Source organism: Pseudomonas flavescens, from assembly GCF_013408425.1.
GTDB lineage: Bacteria > Pseudomonadota > Gammaproteobacteria > Pseudomonadales > Pseudomonadaceae > Aquipseudomonas > Aquipseudomonas fulva_A.
The window spans coordinates 3518007-3533979 of the sequence record NZ_JACBYV010000001.1; the positions used below are offsets into that span (position 1 = coordinate 3518007).

12 protein-coding genes are annotated in these 15973 nt (G+C 67.3%); 3 read left to right on the forward strand and 9 right to left on the reverse strand.

The genetic code is table 11. The annotated features are described in order from the left end of the window. Positions 1 to 94: 94 nt before the first annotated feature. From FHR27_RS27325 to FHR27_RS15750, 3 genes are all read left to right on the forward strand, one after another. Positions 95 to 3148, forward strand: coding sequence for a sensor histidine kinase (locus tag FHR27_RS27325; protein WP_179539022.1), 3054 nt, complete (start codon positions 95 to 97; stop codon positions 3146 to 3148). Then, the gene (locus FHR27_RS15745) at positions 3145 to 3783 is read left to right on the forward strand and encodes a response regulator (protein WP_042556205.1); all 639 of its coding nucleotides are present in this window, start codon (positions 3145 to 3147) and stop codon (positions 3781 to 3783) included. Before FHR27_RS27325 ends, FHR27_RS15745 begins: the two co-directional genes overlap by 4 nt. A 158-nt stretch (positions 3784 to 3941) precedes the next feature. Then, entirely contained in the window at positions 3942 to 4373 is a 432-nt protein-coding gene (locus FHR27_RS15750; RefSeq protein WP_179539023.1) for a helix-turn-helix domain-containing protein, read from the forward strand. Here FHR27_RS15750 and FHR27_RS15755 read toward each other — a convergent pair. The 9 genes from FHR27_RS15755 to FHR27_RS15795 form a co-directional block, all read right to left on the reverse strand. Further along, complete coding sequence (locus tag FHR27_RS15755; protein ID WP_179539024.1) at positions 4370 to 5815, reverse strand: ATP-binding protein; 1446 nt, start codon at positions 5813 to 5815, stop codon at positions 4370 to 4372. The genes FHR27_RS15750 and FHR27_RS15755 overlap by 4 nt on opposite strands. Before the next feature lie 217 nt (positions 5816 to 6032). Continuing rightward, a complete protein-coding gene (locus tag FHR27_RS15760; RefSeq protein ID WP_042556280.1) occupies positions 6033 to 6983 on the reverse strand; it encodes a GlxA family transcriptional regulator in 951 nt (316 codons plus the stop codon). A gap of 181 nt (positions 6984 to 7164) precedes the next feature. Further along, positions 7165 to 8067: a LysR family transcriptional regulator gene (locus FHR27_RS15765; RefSeq protein WP_179539025.1), complete on the reverse strand. Its 903-nt coding sequence runs from the start codon at positions 8065 to 8067 to the stop codon at positions 7165 to 7167. Between the two features lie 52 nt (positions 8068 to 8119). Next, a complete protein-coding gene (gene ycaC / locus FHR27_RS15770; protein WP_042556201.1) occupies positions 8120 to 8746 on the reverse strand; it encodes an isochorismate family cysteine hydrolase YcaC in 627 nt (208 codons plus the stop codon). Beyond that, on the reverse strand, positions 8743 to 10395 hold the full coding sequence (locus FHR27_RS15775; protein ID WP_179539026.1) for an MFS transporter: 1653 nt from the start codon (positions 10393 to 10395) through the stop codon (positions 8743 to 8745). The genes ycaC and FHR27_RS15775 overlap by 4 nt, the downstream gene beginning before the upstream one ends. Positions 10396 to 11744: 1349 nt before the next feature. After that, complete coding sequence (locus FHR27_RS15780) at positions 11745 to 13715, reverse strand: amidohydrolase (RefSeq protein ID WP_042556198.1); 1971 nt, start codon at positions 13713 to 13715, stop codon at positions 11745 to 11747. Between the two features lie 19 nt (positions 13716 to 13734). Then, positions 13735 to 14553 (reverse strand): alpha/beta fold hydrolase, encoded by an 819-nt coding sequence (locus FHR27_RS15785; protein WP_179539027.1) that lies wholly within the window; start codon positions 14551 to 14553, stop codon positions 13735 to 13737. Between the two features lie 37 nt (positions 14554 to 14590). After that, positions 14591 to 15154: an antibiotic biosynthesis monooxygenase gene (locus FHR27_RS15790; protein ID WP_042556196.1), complete on the reverse strand. Its 564-nt coding sequence runs from the start codon at positions 15152 to 15154 to the stop codon at positions 14591 to 14593. A gap of 273 nt (positions 15155 to 15427) precedes the next feature. Next, positions 15428 to 15817, reverse strand: coding sequence for a DUF3592 domain-containing protein (locus FHR27_RS15795; protein ID WP_042556195.1), 390 nt, complete (start codon positions 15815 to 15817; stop codon positions 15428 to 15430). Positions 15818 to 15973: the final 156 nt, after the last annotated feature.

Below are 15973 nucleotides of genomic sequence, written 5' to 3' on the forward strand. Positions count from 1 at the left end.
TCTGCGTGCTGTGCTGCCGGTCACCCTACGGCTATGGCATCGCTGTAACGCTGGGCGCACAATCTGCGTTTTCGCGTTTACCTGACGGCCTGCCGTGAACCGCCCTCCCCTGACTCTAGCCTATGGTGTGCCTGACGTGGCACGGCGTGGTCGCGCCTGGCTGCTGGCGGTGTTACTGGGTGTGTGCCTGCCGGGCGTGCAGGCCGAACCGCTGGCGGTGCGCGAGCATCACCGCTGGACCACGGCGGACGATGACGGTCCCAACCAGGTGGGCACACTGGCGCAGACGGCCGATGGCTACCTGTGGCTGGGCAGCGATGACGGGCTGCTGCGCTTCGATGGTTTCACCTTCGTGCCCTATCGCCCCGGCGACGAGCAGCCCCTGGGCACCGTCGCCAGCCTGCTGGCGGTGGACGATGGCCTGTGGGTCGGGCTGCGGGCCGGTGGTGCGCGGCTGATCGAGGGGCCGGCCGCCCGCTACTTCGCGCCCGGGGCCGGGCTGCCGAGCGGAGCGCTCTACGGTTTTGCCCGTGAGCCCAGCGGCACGCTCTGGGCGGCGGCCCATGACGGGCTGGCACGTTTCGACGGGCAGCGCTGGCAGCGGGTCGGTGAAGCCGAGGGTTTTACGGCGAACAGTGCCCGGACCGTGTTCGTCGACCGGGAGGGCGGTGTGTGGGCGGCGAGCAGCAACGGGCTGTATCAGCGCCCTGCCGGTGCGCCGCGTTTCAGCGAGGTGGCGGGCGAGCTCGATTGGGCCAGCCAGATCGCCCAGGCGGCGGACGGCACGCTGTGGGTCGCCGAGCGCTACGTCAATCGCCTGCACCGCGTCGTGCAGGGCCCGGCGCCGCACCTGCAGAGCCAGGAACTGGACTCGCCCATCAACGGTTTGTTGTTCGATCACAGCGGCGGCCTCTGGACCAGCACGCCCGGCAACGGGCTGCGCCGCTACCCGGCCGCGAACGCGACGCTGAAGGTGGCCGAGGCCGAGCAGCTCACCAGCGCCCAGGGGCTGAGTGCCGATTACCTGTGGCCCTTGCTGGAGGATCGCGACGGCACGGTGTGGGCCGGTAGCAGCGGCGGCCTCGACCGCTTTCGCCTCGGCGAGCTGAAGGCCGCACCGTTGCCCGCCGGCACCCTGAATGCCGCACTGGCGGTGGCCAGTGACGGCGCGCTCTGGGCAGCCAGCAATAACCAGGGAGTGATGCGCCTGCACGGCGGTGACCTGCAGCGCTGGCCGATCCCCGAGCCGGTCACCAGCCTGATCGCCGCTGCCGATGGCACTGTCTGGGTTGGCGGCCCCAATGGGGTATGGCGCGGCACGCCAGGGGGCGTCGAGCGACAGGCCGAACTGCCCGAGCAGGCACCGGAAGATGCCGCGATCCGCGCCATGGCGGTAGGTGCTGAGGGCGCCTTGTGGGTGTCGATCAACCGGCTCGGGCTGTTCGTGCTGCGCGGTGGGCAGTGGCAGGCGGTGCCCGGCGTCAGCGAGGCGCCGAGCCAGATGATGCCGGTCAGCGCGGCGAGCGATGCCCAAGGCCGCCTGTGGTTCGGCTACCGGGACAACCTGCTGGTCACCCGCCTGGGCGACCAGGTGCGCCGATGGGGCGCGGCGGATGGCCTGAACATCGGCCACGTTACCGCTCAGCTGCATCAGGGCGGCAGCTCCTGGGTCGGCGGCCAGCATGGCCTGGCACGCTTCGACGGCCAGCGCTTCCAGACCCTGCACCTGCCGGACAACGGCCAGTTCGACAACATCTACGCGATTCTCCCCGGCACGGCGGGGGACCTGTGGGTGCATGGCAAGGCTGGCATCGTGCAGGTGCCTGCGGCCGAGTGGCAGCGTGCCCTGGCCGAGCCGCAGCATCGCCTGCGCTACCGCTCTATCGGCCTGGACGGCAGCCTGGCCAACGACCCCTACCGGGTGCTGCCCTTGCCCACGGCGGTGGCCGGGCCGGATGGGCGGCTGTGGTTCTCCACCAGCGCGGGGGTGAGCTGGATCGACCCGGCCAGCCAGTCGCCCGCCCCGGCGCTGCCACCGGTGGTGATCGAAGGGCTACAAGTGGACGGTGCACCCATGCCAATGCAGACAGGGCTGCGACTGCCCGCCGACACCCAGCGCCTCGTCATCGACTACACGGCGCTGAATCTGCGGGCGCCGCACAGCCTGTCGTTTCGCTATCGCCTGCAGGGTTACGACCGCGCCTGGATCGAAGCCGGGCGCCAGCGTCAGGCCATCTATACCGGGCTGCCGGCTGGGGATTTCCGTTTCGAGGTGCAGGCCTTCGACCAGGGGGGTGGCGAACCGGCCGCGCCGACCGTGCTGGCGTTCAGCGTCGAGCCGGTGTTCTACCTGCGGCCGCTGTTTTACCTGCCGCTGGGCAGCGCGCTACTGCTCGGCCTGTGGTGGCTGCATCGCCTGGTGGTGCAGCGTGATCGGCGGCGCCTGCAACTGCGCCTGCAGGCCCGGCAGAGTGAACGCGAGCGGATCGCCCGGGAGCTGCACGACACCCTGCTGCAAGGTTTGCAGGGGCTGATGCTGCGCTTCCAGGCGGCGACCGACACGCTGACGGCCGACCACCCCGCACGGCCGCGCCTGGAGCACGCCCTGGACCGCGCCGACGAGGTGATGCACGAAGGCCGCGAGCGCGTACAGGACCTGCGTCAGCCGGGCCCGGGCATCGACCTGCCCGCCGCGCTGGAGCGCCTGGGCGCAACGCTGGACGAACCGGGCCTGGCCTTTGCCGTACAGGTCAAGGGCCAGCGGCGCGCCCTGCAGGCGCCGGTGCATGACGAGGCCTATCGCATCGCCGCCGAGGCCATCGGCAACGCGATACGCCATGGCGCGGCACGGCGCATCGCGGTTCGCCTGGTGTATGGTGGGCGGCGCTTCCAGTTGCGTATCGACGATGACGGCCAGGGCATCCCGGCCGCCTACACCGCCGCTGAAGGTCGGCCCGGGCACTGGGGCGTGCGTGGCATGCACGAGCGCGCCAGCGGTATCGGCGCCCGCCTCGTGGTGCAACCGCTGCCGACTGCCGGCACCCGCGTGCACCTGCAACTGAGCGCCAGCCTGGCCTATGCCGGGCCAACCCGAAGTGCCTGGCGGCGCTGGCTGACGGCGCGCCCCCGAACGGAAGACGATGCATGAACGACGCCCCCATCCGCCTGCTGGTGGTCGACGATCACCCCCTGCTGCGTGACGGCATCGCAGCGGTGCTCGACGCCCACGACGACATCCTGCTGGTCGGCGAGGCCGCCGATGGCCTGCAGGCCGTGGAGCGGTTCGCCGCGCTGCGCCCGGACGTGACCCTGATGGACCTGCAGATGCCCGGCCTCAACGGCACCGAGGCGATCCAGGCGATTCGTCGACAGTTCGCGGACGCCTGCATCGCCGTGCTCACCACCTACAGCGGCGACGCCCGTGCCTTGCAGGCGGTGCAGGCCGGTGCCCGGGGTTACCTGCTGAAAAGCATGCTGCGCAAGGAGCTGGTCACGGCCATCCGTACCCTGGCGGCGGGCAAGCGCTACTTCCCCGAACCGATCGCCAGCGAGCTGCTCGATGCCATCGCCCAGGACACCCTCACCGCCCGGGAAACCCAGGTGCTGGGCAGCGTCGCCCAGGGCCTGGGCAACGGCGATATCGCCAGCCAGCTGGGCATCTCCGAAGACACGGTGAAGGGCCATATGCGCAGCATCATGGACAAGCTCAAGGCGCGTAACCGCACCCACGCGGTGGCCATCGCGATGCAACGCGGGATCATCGACGCCTGGCCGCCAGGCTGATGTGTTGCAACGTTAAGCACCGCCCTTAACCTTAATTAACATTACGCAACTCGCCCCTACCGTCCTGCTCTCCAACAATCCGTATCGCCCGCGGCGTTCTCTGCAACGCCGCGCAGCACCGCGCTCCTGCGGCGCTGCCAGCGAATACGGACATCCCAATGAATCGAGCAGCGCAGCCCCGCCCTACCCTCGTCGCCAGCGACGCCACGCCTGCGATCGGCCGGCTCGCGACCTGGCAGGAGGCCATCGCCAAGCGGCTGATGCTCGAGCACCTGGATGCCGGTATTTCGGTCGCCGAAGTGGCCGAGGCCTGCGCCCTGTCACGCAGCCATTTCACCCGCAAGTTCAAGGAGAGCACCTGCCTGTCGCCCCACGTGTGGTTGCGCCAGCAACGGGTGGCGAAGGCCAGGGAAATGCTGCTGCAGTCGTCGCTGTCGCTGACGGCTATCGCCATGGATTGCGGCTTCTTCGATCAGGCGCATTTCTGCCGAGTGTTCGCCAAGAGCACGGGCCTGAGCCCGCTGGCCTGGAAGCGCCAGCAGATGGCCGCGCAGCCGGTGGCGGCGCTGCTCCAGCAGGTTGCCTGCTAAGCCGGTGTCGGCAGCACCTGCGCCGCAACGATGGCGGCCTGGCGGCGCTTCTCGGCGGCGTAGGCGCGGGTGCTGTTGAGCATGTGGTAGTAAACCTGATCGCCGTCGCGGCGCAGGCCGATCAACGACAGCGAGACCAGCCGCGCCAATGAAGCGCAGCGCTCGCTGTCGCTGATCGGCAAGCCTGCCAGTGCGCTGCGCACATCGGCCACGGTGAAGTATTCGTCGCACACCGACAGCCCGTGCAGGCAACTGCGCTGGCGCTCGTCGAGCAGCGCGTAACTCCAGTCCAGCGAGGCCATCAGGCTGGACTGCCGGGCCGGCGTGGTGCGCCGCCCGAGCAGGCTCAGGTAACTGTGGTTTTCCAGCTGGGCGAGGATGCCTTCCAGGCTCTGCACGTCGAGTTGCGCGGCAGCCAGTTCGATGGCCAGGGGCAGGCCGTCGAGGCGCCGACAGAGTTCGACGACCCGCGGCACATCGGTCTCGCGCAGGCTGAAGCCCGACTGCCGCGCCCGCGCACGGCGGGCGAACAGCTTTACCGCGGGGTAACGCAAGGCAGCGGCCAGGCGCAGGTGGCTGCCCAGCGGCGGGGTGTCCAGCGGGGCCAGCGGTTGCACGTATTCCTCGCGGGTCCGCAGGGCCTCCCGGCTGGTGGCAAGAATGCGCAGAGCTGGCGCGGCGTGCAGCAGGGCTTCGCAGAGCGCGGCGCAGGCGTCGATCAGGTGCTCGCAGTTGTCCAGCAGCACCAGCATGTGACGGTGCGCCAGGGTGGCGAGCAGAAAGGCCTGGGCGTGCTGATCGGCCGGCACCGCGAAGCCCAGTTCCGAGGCGAGCGCAACGGCCAGTTGCGCCGGGTCGCTGACCATCGCCAGGTCGACGAAGCGCACGCCGTCGCGGAACTGGCCGAGCTGTTGCTGGGCGACGCGCAGGGCGACGGTGGTCTTGCCGACGCCACCGGGGCCGATCAGCGAGATGTGCCGGCGGGTCTGCAGGCGCCGGGTCAGTTCCTCGATCAGTTTGTCGCGGCCTTCGATGCGCACCGGCTTGCCGGGCAGGCTGGGCACTGCGCAGGGCTGCAGGTCGAGCTCGCCGGAACGCTGGCTGACCTGTTCGACGTAGGCGACGAAGCTGTAGCCGCGCTGGCGCACGTTGGTGATGTAGTCCCGCGATTGCGGGCAAACGCCCAGGGCCCGGCGCAGGGCCGAGATGTGCACGCGCAGGTTGATCTCTTCGACGAAGGTCTTCGGCCAGACCTGGGAGATGATGGTCTCCTTGCTGACGATCTTGCCGGCGCTTTCCACCAGCACCAGCAGGATGTCCAGAGCCCGGGCGCCGATCTGCAGCGGGCGGTCGCCGTCGAGCAGCAGGCGGCGCTGCGGGTGCAGTTCGAAACGGCCGAAACGCAGGACGGTGTCTTCGCCACGGGTGTCGAGATCGTGCATGATCCTTTCAGCGTCGCGCCAGGCCGGACACGCACCCCAATGGGCCTCGGCTGGTCGGCGATGCGCCGCTCCTTGCAGTGATAAGAGAATCATTCTCCGCCGATCGCCGACGGTGCGACATCGCTATGGGGGTATCGATTCGGCCATACCGGTGCCCATCACGGACAACGGCCTGGCCGCTCTGGCACGGGGCTTTCGTCAACCAAACGGGTCGAGGTCAGCCGAACTGGTGGCGGTACTGCACCGGGGTCAGCCCCAGGCGTTTGTCGAACATCTGGCGCATGTGCCGGGCGCTGCCGAAGCCGCTGCGAAAGGCCACGGTCTTCATCGGCAGGTCGGTGCCTTCGAGCAGGCTGCGGGCGTGGTCGATGCGGGCGGCGAGCACGAACTCCATGGGCGTCATCTGCAGCTCACGGGTGAATACCCGGGCGAAGTTGCGCACGCTCATGGCCGCCAATTCGGCCAGTTGCTCGACGCTGAACGGCTCGTGAATGTTCTCCAGCACGTGCTGCTGGATGCGCTCGAGGGGCGTGGCACCCTGCCCGGTCGGTGGCAGCAGCGGGCTGAACTGGGCCTGCCCACCCTGGCGCTTGATCACCACCAGCAGCACCTTGGCGACATCCAGCGCCAGCTTCTTGCCGTGGTCGTCGGCAAGGATCGACAGCGCCAGGTCGATGCCAGCCGTCACGCCGCCGGAACTGAGCAGCTTGCCGTCCTTGGTGAACAGCTGATCGCTTTCCAGCCGCGCCTTGGGATAGCGCTTGGCCAGGCGATCCAGATAATGCCAATGGGTGGTCACACGATGGCCGTCGAGCAAACCCGCCTCACCGAGGATGAACGCACCGGTGCACACCGCGCCATGCCGACGCGACGCTGCGGCGGCGTCCCGCAGCCAGGCGTGCAGATGCGGGTGGCTGGAGTCGTAGGCGCCGGGGCCACCGGGCACCAGCAGGGTGTCGTAGGCGACCGGCGCGTCCTCGGCCAACTGGTCGGCCTGCATGACGATGCCGTTGGAGGCGCGCACGGCCAGCGACGACGCCCCCAGGGTGAGGATGCGGTAGTGATCGCTCTCGGGCAGATAGCGGTTGGCGACCGAAAACACCTCGATAGGGCCGGCCACGTCGAGCATCAGCACGTCGGGAAAGAGCAGGATCGCCACGGTTCTTATGGGCATGCAGGGTCTCGAAACACGGAGGGACACGGCCTGACATGGATGTCGGACAACTGCCGGGGTGGGGAATCGTACGCCGATTATCGGGGCACGACAGCCTGAATGGCAGACCCGCAAGGACCGCCTCGGCACAACACTAAAGTGTTGCTGGCAGGCGGCCAGAAAGGCACCAGCGGGATCAGGCGCCCATGAAGCGCAGAATCTGCTCGCGCAGCCAGCGCTCGGCGGGGTCCTGGTCCTGGGCGGCGCGCCAGACCATGTTCAGTTGCGCGGGGACGATATCGAACGGTGGCGCTTCCATCACCAGCCCACCGCCCCGCACCAGGGCTTCGGCGGCGTAATCCGGGATGGTGGCGATCATGTCGGAATTGCGCAGCAGCGCACCCAGGCCATTGAAGTGCGGCACGGCCAGGGCGATCTTGCGCGAGCGCTCGAGGCGCGCCAGATCCTGATCGATGTTGCCGCACAGGTCGCCGGACATGGACACCAGGGCGTGGGGCCGCGCGCAGTAGTCGTCCAGGCTCAGCGGCGGCGTGCCATCGGCAGCACGGATGACCATGGCACGGATGTCACGCAGGCTGCGGCACTTGGCGTTGGCCGGTAGCTGCGTGGTGTAGCTGATGCCGATGGACACCTCGCCCGTGGCGAGCAGCCCCGGCAACAGCAGGAAGTTGGCGTTGCGTACCACCAGCACGCAGTCGGGCGCCTGTTGGCGCAGGTGGGCGAGCAGCTGCGGGAGCAGGCCGCATTCGACGTCGTCGGACATGCCGATGCGAAACACCGCGGTGCTGCTGCTCGGGTCGAAGTCCGTCACTTCGCTGATCGCCTGGGAAATGCCATCCAGCGCCGTTGGCAGGCGGCGGAAGATTTCCAGCGCGCGGGGCGTGGGCTCCATCTCGCGGCCGTTGCGCACCAGCAGCGGGTCATTGAAATAGTCGCGCAGACGGGTCAGCGACGCGCTGATCGCCGGCTGGCCGAGGTAGAGCTTCTCCGCCGTGCGCGTGAGGTTGCGCTCGTGCATCAGGCTTTCGAATACGACCAGCAGGTGCAGGTCGACCTTGCGAAGATCGTTGCGGTTCAAGAAGGTGCTCCAGAGGCCGACCGCGGCGAAGGATCACCGCGGCCGGGTGTCATCACTTGCTGGCGGTCAGCGTGAAATAGCTGGTCATCAGGTTGCGGTAGTTGGGGATGTGGTTGGACAGCAGCGCGCCCAGCCCTTCGATGTCGTTGCGCCAGTCGCGATGCAACTCACAGGCCACGGAGAACCAGTTCAGCAGTTGTGCACCGGAAGCACTCATGCGGTTCCAGGCGGCTTGCTGCACGGTCTTGTCGAAGGTGCCGGAGGCATCGGTGACCACGAACACGTCGAAGCCTTCGGCGATGGCCGAGAGAGTCGGGAACGCCACGCAGACGTCGGTCACCACGCCAGCGATGATGATCTGCTTCTTGCCGGTGGCCTTGACCGCCTTGACGAAGTCTTCGTTGTCCCAGGCGTTGATCTGGCCAGGGCGGGCGATGTACGGCGCGTCCGGGAACAGCTCCTTGAGTTCGGGAACCAGCGGGCCGTTGGGGCCTTGCTCGAAGCTGGTGGTGAGGATGGTCGGCAGGTTGAAGAACTTGGCGCAGTTGGCCAGGGCCAGGACGTTGTTCTTGAAGTCGCTGGGGCTGAAATCCTGAACCAGGGAGATCAGGCCAGCCTGGTGGTCGACCAGCAGAACGACGGCGTCATCTTTGTTGAGGCGCTTGTAGGGAACGGTCATGGTGATACTCCTGTTGCGTTAGGGGTGTTTGCTGAAGGGGCTTGCGGGGTACGCGGTGCGGGCACGCCGAGCAGATGGCGAATGCGCACGGCGACGCCGTCGCGCTGGTACTGCCGGGCGTTGGCTTCGATGCGCTGCTCGGCGACGGTGACGCGGCCGTGGTGGCGCAGGTGCTCGAGCCAGGACGCATCGAAGAAGAATTCCTGCCAGAGCTGCGGGTTCTCGCTGTCCTGCAGCAGGCCCCAGGACAGCGCGCCGTTGCGCCGGCGCATGGCACGCACGGCGAGCATGGCTTCGCTGAACGCGGCGGCGTTCTCGGCGGGGATGTCGTACTCCAGGGTGACCATCACCGGGCCGCGCTCGCGGTCCATGTCGGCGCTGAGTACCGGCGCGGGCCAGTGCACGGAGGGCGCCAGGTCTTCGGCAGCGGTGACCGGCAACGCGAACCCCCAGGACAGCAGCACACCGAGCAGCAGCATCGTGCCGCCGCCAGCCAGGGCAACGGTCAGCGAAAACTCGCTGGCCAGTGAACCCCAGACGATGCCGCCCAGGGCACTGCAGCCGAAGAACACCAGGATGTACACCGCCAGGGCCCGGGCCCGTACCCAGCTGGGCACCGAGGTCTGTGCGGCCACCTGCAGGCTCGACAGCACGGCGATCCAGGCGGCGCCGCTGACCAGCATCACCGGAATCAACAGCGCGAAATCGCGGATGAAGGCCAGGGCGAACAGCACGGCGGCATAGGCGACGCTGGCACCGGCGACGATCAGGTCGCTACGCAGCCGCTCACGCAGCTTGGGCAGGAACATCGCCCCGGCGATGGCACCAGCGCCCACGCAGCCGAGCAGGATGCCGAAATCCGCCGCCGTGCCCTGCAGTTCGCGGCGCACCAGCAGAGGCAGCAACGACATACCGGCACTGGCGCCGACGAAGAACGCCAGGGTGCGTACCAGCACGGCCTGCAGCGGCTTGGCACTGCGCGCATAACGCACGCCGAGGCGCACCGCGCCGAACAGCCGCTCGGCCGGCAGGATGCTCACCGTAGGCGTGCGTTTCCAGGCGTACAGGGCGGCGATCACCGCGAAGAACGACACGGCGTTGAGGGCGAAGGTCAGCCAGGGCCCGCTGAGGCTGACCAGAATCCCGGCGATGGCCGGCCCGATGGCCCGCGCCACGTTCATGCCCAGGCTGGAGAGCGCCACCGCGGCCGGCAGTTCATCCTTGCCGACCAGCTCCGGGGTGAGTGCCGACCAGGCCGGCATCATCAGCGCGGTGCCGATGCCCATGGCCAGGGTCAGCAGGAGCAACAGCGGCACGTTCATCCAGCCGAGCAGCGTCAGGCTGGCGAGCAGCACCGCCACGCTGGCCATCCACAGTTGCACGGTGAGCAGGTAGCGACGCTTGTCGACGATGTCCGCCAGGGCGCCAGCGGGCAGCGCCAGAAAGAACATCGGCAAGGCCGCCGCCACCTGCACCATCGCCACCGCGAGTGGGCTGGCAGACAACGAGGTCATCAGCCAGCCGGCCCCCACCTCGTGCATCCAGGTGCCGATGTTCGAGGCGATACTGGCCAGCCACAACCAGCGAAACACGCTGCTGCGCAACGGGCTCCAGGGGCTGGCGGGGTTCTGCTTGATGACGCTTTCCATGGCTGCTCTCGTAAACCGCACAATGACGATCTGTGTTCGTTGAAAAAATGCGCATGCCTGCAATGCAGACGTCAGCCCATGCCTCGCGAATCTCCTCCTTACCTGTGGGAGCGTTGCCATGCGCCCGAATCGCGGGCATGGCCCGCTCCCACAATCCCCGCGGGGTGGATGACGCTTCACCCATCCACCGGAGCCAAAATCGCGTGGTGGATGAAAAAAGCGTCATCCACCCTACGGCGCCCATGCCTCGCGAATCGCCTACTCACCTGTGGGAGCGTCGACATGCGCGCGAATCGCGGGCATGGCCCGCTCCCACAATCCCGTGGGGTGGATGACGCTTCACCCATCCACCGGAGCCGAAATCGCTTGGTGGATGAAAAAAGCGTCATACCCCCTACGGAGCCCATGCCTCGCCAATCGCCTACTCACCTGTGGGAGCGTCGCCATGCGCGCGAATCGCGGGCATGGCCCGCTCCCACAATTCCGTGGGGTGGATGACGCCTCACCCATCCACCGGAGCCGAAATCGCTTGGTGGATGAAAAAAGCGTCATCCACCCTACGGCGCCCATGCCTCGCCAATCGCCTCCTCACCTGTGGGAGCGTCGCCATGCGCGCGATTCGCGGGCATGGCCCGCTCCCACAATTCCGTGGGGTGGATAACGCCTCGCCCATCCACCGGAGCCGCAATCGCTTGGTGGATGAAAAAAGCGTCATCCACCCTACGGCGCCCATGCCTCGCCAATTGCCTCCTTACCTGTGGGAGCGTCGCCATGCGCGCGATTCGCGGGCATGGCCCGCTCCCACAATTCCGTGGGGTGGGTAACGCCTTATCCATCCACCGGAACCGCGGTCACGTGGTGGATGAAAAAAGCGTCATCCACCCTACGGCGCCCATGCCTTGCGAATCGCCTTCTCACCTGTGGGAGCGTCGCCATGCGCGCGAATCGCGGGCGTGGCCCGCTCCCACAATTCCGTGGGGTGGATAACGCCTTATCCATCCACCGGAGCCGCGATCGCTTGGTGGATGAAAAAAGCGTCATCCACCCTACGGCGCCCACGACTCGCGAATCGCCTACTCACCTGTGGGAGCGTCGCCATGCGCGCGATTCGCGGGCATGGCCCGTTCCCACAATCCCCGCGGGGTGGATAACGCCTTATCCATCCACCGGAGCCGAAATCGCCTGGTGGATGAAAAAAGCGTCATCCACCCTACGGCGCCCATGCTTCGCCAATCGCCTTCTCACCTGTGGGAGCGTCGCCATGCGCGCGAATCGCGGGCATGGCCCGCTCCCACGGTTTAATGCGGCCCGTCGTTCTCGCGCAGAGCGTGGGAACGACGAGGCCGGTTCTAGAACGCGAAGCACGAGCAGCCGAAGGCGCCCCAGAAGCCGGCGTAGTCGCTGATCGGCACCTTGCTCTGCCGGGCGCGCTCATGGCTGTGGGCATGCACGGCGCAGGAGCCGATGCACTGGTGCACGGCGGCTTGCAGCGGTGCGGACGGTTTCCAGTGCCCAGGCACCTTGGCCACCGGGGACCATTCCGGCAGGACCGGCAGCGGCGGGTTGCCGAGTTTGTCGAATTCGCCGGCGCCATAGACGACCTTGCCGCCGACCACTGTAAGGACCGACTCGAGGTGCTTGATGGCTTCTTCCGTCACGCTGAAGTAATCCGCCGAGAGCACCGCCACGTCAGCCAGTTGCCCGACCTTGATCTGGCCCTTCTTGCCCTGTTCACTGGAGAACCAGGCACTGCCCTGGGTGAACAGTTGCAGGGCGACGGCGCGGGACAGACCTTCGGGGTACAGCGCGGTGCCGCCCACGGTCTTGCCGCTGACCAGCCAGTACAGCGATGTCCAGGGGTTGTAGCTGGCGACGCGGGTGGCATCGGTACCCGCACCGACCGGCACGCCTTCGGCGAGCATGCGCTTGATCGGGGGCGTGGCTTCGGCTGCCTTGGCGCCGTAGCGGTCGACGAAGTACTCGCCCTGGAAGGCCATGCGGTGCTGGATGGCGATGCCGCCGCCGAGCGCCCTGACCCGCTCGATGTTGCGCGGGGTGATGGTTTCCGCGTGGTCGAAGAACCACGGCAGGCCATTGAACGGGATGTCACGGTTGACCTTCTCGAACACGTCGAGCATGCGCGAGATGGATTCGTCGTAGGTGGCGTGCAGGCGGAACGGCCAGCGGTGCTCGACGAGGTGACGCACCACCGGCTCGAGATCGGCCTCCATGCCGGCGGGCAGGTCCGGGCGCGGCTCGAGGAAATCTTCGAAGTCGGCGGCGGAGAACGCCAGCATCTCCCCTGCGCCGTTGTGGCGGAAGTAATCGGTGCCCTGGCCGTAGGTGACGGTCTTGGTCCATTTCTGGAAGTCGGCCAGTTCTTCCTTGGGCTTCTGGGTGAACAGGTTATAGGCGATGCGCACGGTGAGCTGATCGGCGTCGGCCAGTTGCTGGATCACCTGGTAGTCGTCGGGGTAGTTCTGGTAACCGCCGCCGGCATCGATGGCGCTGGTCAAGCCGAGGCGGTTGAGTTCACGCATGAACTGCCGGGTGGAGTTGACCTGATAGTCCAGAGGCAGCGCCGGCCCCTTCGACAGCGTCGAGTAGAGGATCATCGCGTTGGGCCGGGCGATCAGCATGCCGGTCGGTTCCCCGCTGCTGTCACGCTGGATCTCGCCACCGGGCGGGTTAGGCGTGTCTTTGGTATAGCCAACCACCCGCAGTGCGGCACGGTTGAGCAGGGCGCGGTCATAGAGGTGCAGCAGGAATACCGGGGTGTCCGGCGCCGCCTGGTTGATCTCGGCCAGGGTCGGCATGCGCTTTTCGGCGAACTGGAATTCGTTCCAGCCGCCGACCACGCGCACCCACTGTGGCGTGGGTGTGCGGTCGGCCTGGTCCTTGAGCATGCGCAGGGCATCGGCCAGGGACGGCACGCCTTCCCAGCGCAGCTCCAGGTTGTAGTTCAGGCCGCCACGAATCAGGTGCAGGTGCGAGTCGTTGAGGCCGGGAATCGCGGTGCGCTTGTTCAGGTCGATGACCTTGCTGCCTGCGCCCTTGGTGGCCATGGCTTCGGCGTCGCTACCCACGGCGATGAAGCGGCCGTCCTTGATGGCGACCGCGGTGGCCTGGGGCCGCTCGGGGTCGACGGTGTGGAATTTGCCGTTGAGCAGGATCAGGTCGGCGTCGTTCATGTTCGCTCCGAATGCGTAGCCGGCGCGACCGGCGAAAGGTAAGGCGGACCAGAGCGCGCCGGCGGCGCCGAGCAGGCTGCCGGCAGCGACGACCTGGCGGCGCTTGGGATCTTTGGGATCTGAAGTCATGGCGGGGCGCTCCGGTCGGTTAGCGGGACACGAAGGCCAGCAGGTCTTCGTTGAGGCGCTGCTGGTGGGTCACGGCGAAACCGTGGGGCGCGCCCTCGTAGACCTTCAGTTCGGAGCCCTCGATCATCTGCGCGGCGAGCCTGCCGGTGGTCGCGAAAGGCACGATGGCGTCGGCGTCGCCGTGGATCACCAGGGTCGGCACGTCGACCTTGGCCACGTCGGCGCGGAAGTCGGTTTGCGAGAATGCGCTCACGCAGTCCACGGTGCCCTTGAGCGAGGCCAGCAGGGCAATGTTGAGGGTCTGAGCGAGCACGCCAGCGGAGACTTGCTGGCCCCTGTCGATGCCATAGAAGGGGGTAGCGAAATCGGCGATGAACTGCGCGCGATCCTTGAGCAGGCCGGCCTTGATGCCCGCGAATACCGACTCGTCGACGCCCTCGGGGAAGTCCGCCGCCTTGCCGAAGATCGGCGTCACCGCGCCGAGCAGCGCCAGCTTGGCGACCCGCGAGGTACCGTGGCGGCCGATGTAGCGGGTCACGTCGCCGCCGCCCATGGAGAAGCCCACCAGGGTCACGTCACGCAGGTCGAGGTGCTCAATCAGTTCAGCGATGTCGTCGGCGAAGGTGTCGTAGTCGTAGCCGGTCCACGGCTGGCTGGAGCGCCCGAAGCCGCGACGGTCGAAGGCGATGGTGCGGTAGCCACGGCTGCTCAGGTACTCCATCTGGTAGTCCCACATGTCCGCGTCCAGCGGCCAGCCATGGCTGAACAGGACGGGCTTGCCGCTGCCCCAATCCTTGAAATAGATCTCGGTGCCGTCGCGGGTCGTGAACGTGCTCATGGGCGTTTCCTCTCGGGTATCGCAATGGATGGGGAAATCAACGGGCGCTCAGCCAGCCCGCGCAACAGCGAGTAACTGCCGGCATGATCCAGAACACCACCGGCACGACGATGCACAGGGTGATCAGCAGGTTGCTCGGTACCACCGCGCCCAGGGCCGGGTACTGCTGGAACAGCGGCAGCCAAAACTGGGGGATGAGCATGGTCAGCGGGCAGATGACCAGGTAGGTCAGTACGGCCTGCTTCCACTTCGGCGGTTGCGCAGCCTGGGCGTGTTCGGGGGTGAACCAGAATTCGTGATCGCGGCTGACCTGGGTCTGGTCGCCGCCGTCGAGCAGTGGCAGCACTTCGTCGATCAGCAGGCGGCGGCGGTCGGAGGCGATCCACTCGTCCAGCTGCCAGCTTTCGGCGAAACGCAGGACGGTGGTGAAGGTGTCGCTCTGCCCGTCCGAGCGAATCACGTTCACGCCCAGGTGACCGCTCTGCTGCTCGGCGGCCGTCAGGGCACGCTTGAGCCAGGCCTCGTAGGCCGGCACATGACCGGGGCGCACCTTGTGCTGGATAACCAGGGTCACCACGTCGCTGGGTTGAACGGCAGTCATGGTCACTGGCCTCCTGCCAGATGCACGCAGCCGGGCCACACACGCAGACGCTCGACGGTGGATGGCGAGGCGCGCAGCAACGGCTTCAAGGGGCTGACCCTCGTGGCAAAAATCGACGAATCGCAGGGCCATGCAACGAGCGCCAGCGGCATCCCGGAGTCGGGCCCTGAGGCGCACGACGACCGTGCAGCCACTATGCCGCCGAGGTCGGCTTATCGATTGGACGTATGTGCTGAATCGTCGCAGGCCGAGGGGATCGGCCGCAGGGCGTGGCTACTGCAGTACCAGCTCGACGAGCAGGAACAGGCCGGCGATGCTTAACAGCAGCACGCCCAGCCAGAAGAACGAGGCGCCACGCTGTACCGCGGTGTCGATCACCGCGCGCTTGGGGAACGCCGGGTCGTAGCGCACCGAGACCGCATCGCCTTTGCGGTAGTGGCGCCAGCTGCTCATGCTGCTTTCGTGCATGTGCAGGTTGCCGTGCTCGTCGCGCCACTCGAAGCGCGGGTAGCGGCTCGAGGTATTGAGCCCCCAGTCACTGGCGATGATCCGCCCCTGGGCCAACTGCCAATCCTGGCTGGCGCGGCGACGGGACAGGCCAATGCCCACCAACACGGCGCCGACACAACCGAAGACCAGGGCGAGAAACACGGAAACAGGCATGACGGACTCGAATAGTGGAACGTCATCAGTAGGCGCATTAGCGAAGCGAAGGTTCATGGAAAAACCGCACCGTTCGGCGGTTGTATGATCTCCCTCCTCCCGTACGTAACACCGCACGTCCGAAATATCCGGCGGCCGATAGCCCGTGAAAATTTA

Bases quoted from the DNA above. Each gene is read 5' to 3' on its own strand.
- FHR27_RS15745 (WP_042556205.1), top strand. From the start codon at position 3,145: ATGAACGACGCCCCCATCCGCCTGCTGGTGGTCGACGATCACCCCCTG.
- FHR27_RS15750 (WP_179539023.1), top strand. From the start codon at position 3,942: ATGAATCGAGCAGCGCAGCCCCGCCCTACCCTCGTCGCCAGCGACGCC.
- FHR27_RS15755 (WP_179539024.1), bottom strand. From the start codon at position 5,815: ATGCACGATCTCGACACCCGTGGCGAAGACACCGTCCTGCGTTTCGGC.
- ycaC (WP_042556201.1), bottom strand. From the start codon at position 8,746: ATGACCGTTCCCTACAAGCGCCTCAACAAAGATGACGCCGTCGTTCTG.
- FHR27_RS15775 (WP_179539026.1), bottom strand. From the start codon at position 10,395: ATGGAAAGCGTCATCAAGCAGAACCCCGCCAGCCCCTGGAGCCCGTTG.
- FHR27_RS15780 (WP_042556198.1), bottom strand. From the start codon at position 13,715: ATGACTTCAGATCCCAAAGATCCCAAGCGCCGCCAGGTCGTCGCTGCC.
- FHR27_RS15785 (WP_179539027.1), bottom strand. From the start codon at position 14,553: ATGAGCACGTTCACGACCCGCGACGGCACCGAGATCTATTTCAAGGAT.
- FHR27_RS15790 (WP_042556196.1), bottom strand. From the start codon at position 15,154: ATGACTGCCGTTCAACCCAGCGACGTGGTGACCCTGGTTATCCAGCAC.
- FHR27_RS15795 (WP_042556195.1), bottom strand. From the start codon at position 15,817: ATGCCTGTTTCCGTGTTTCTCGCCCTGGTCTTCGGTTGTGTCGGCGCC.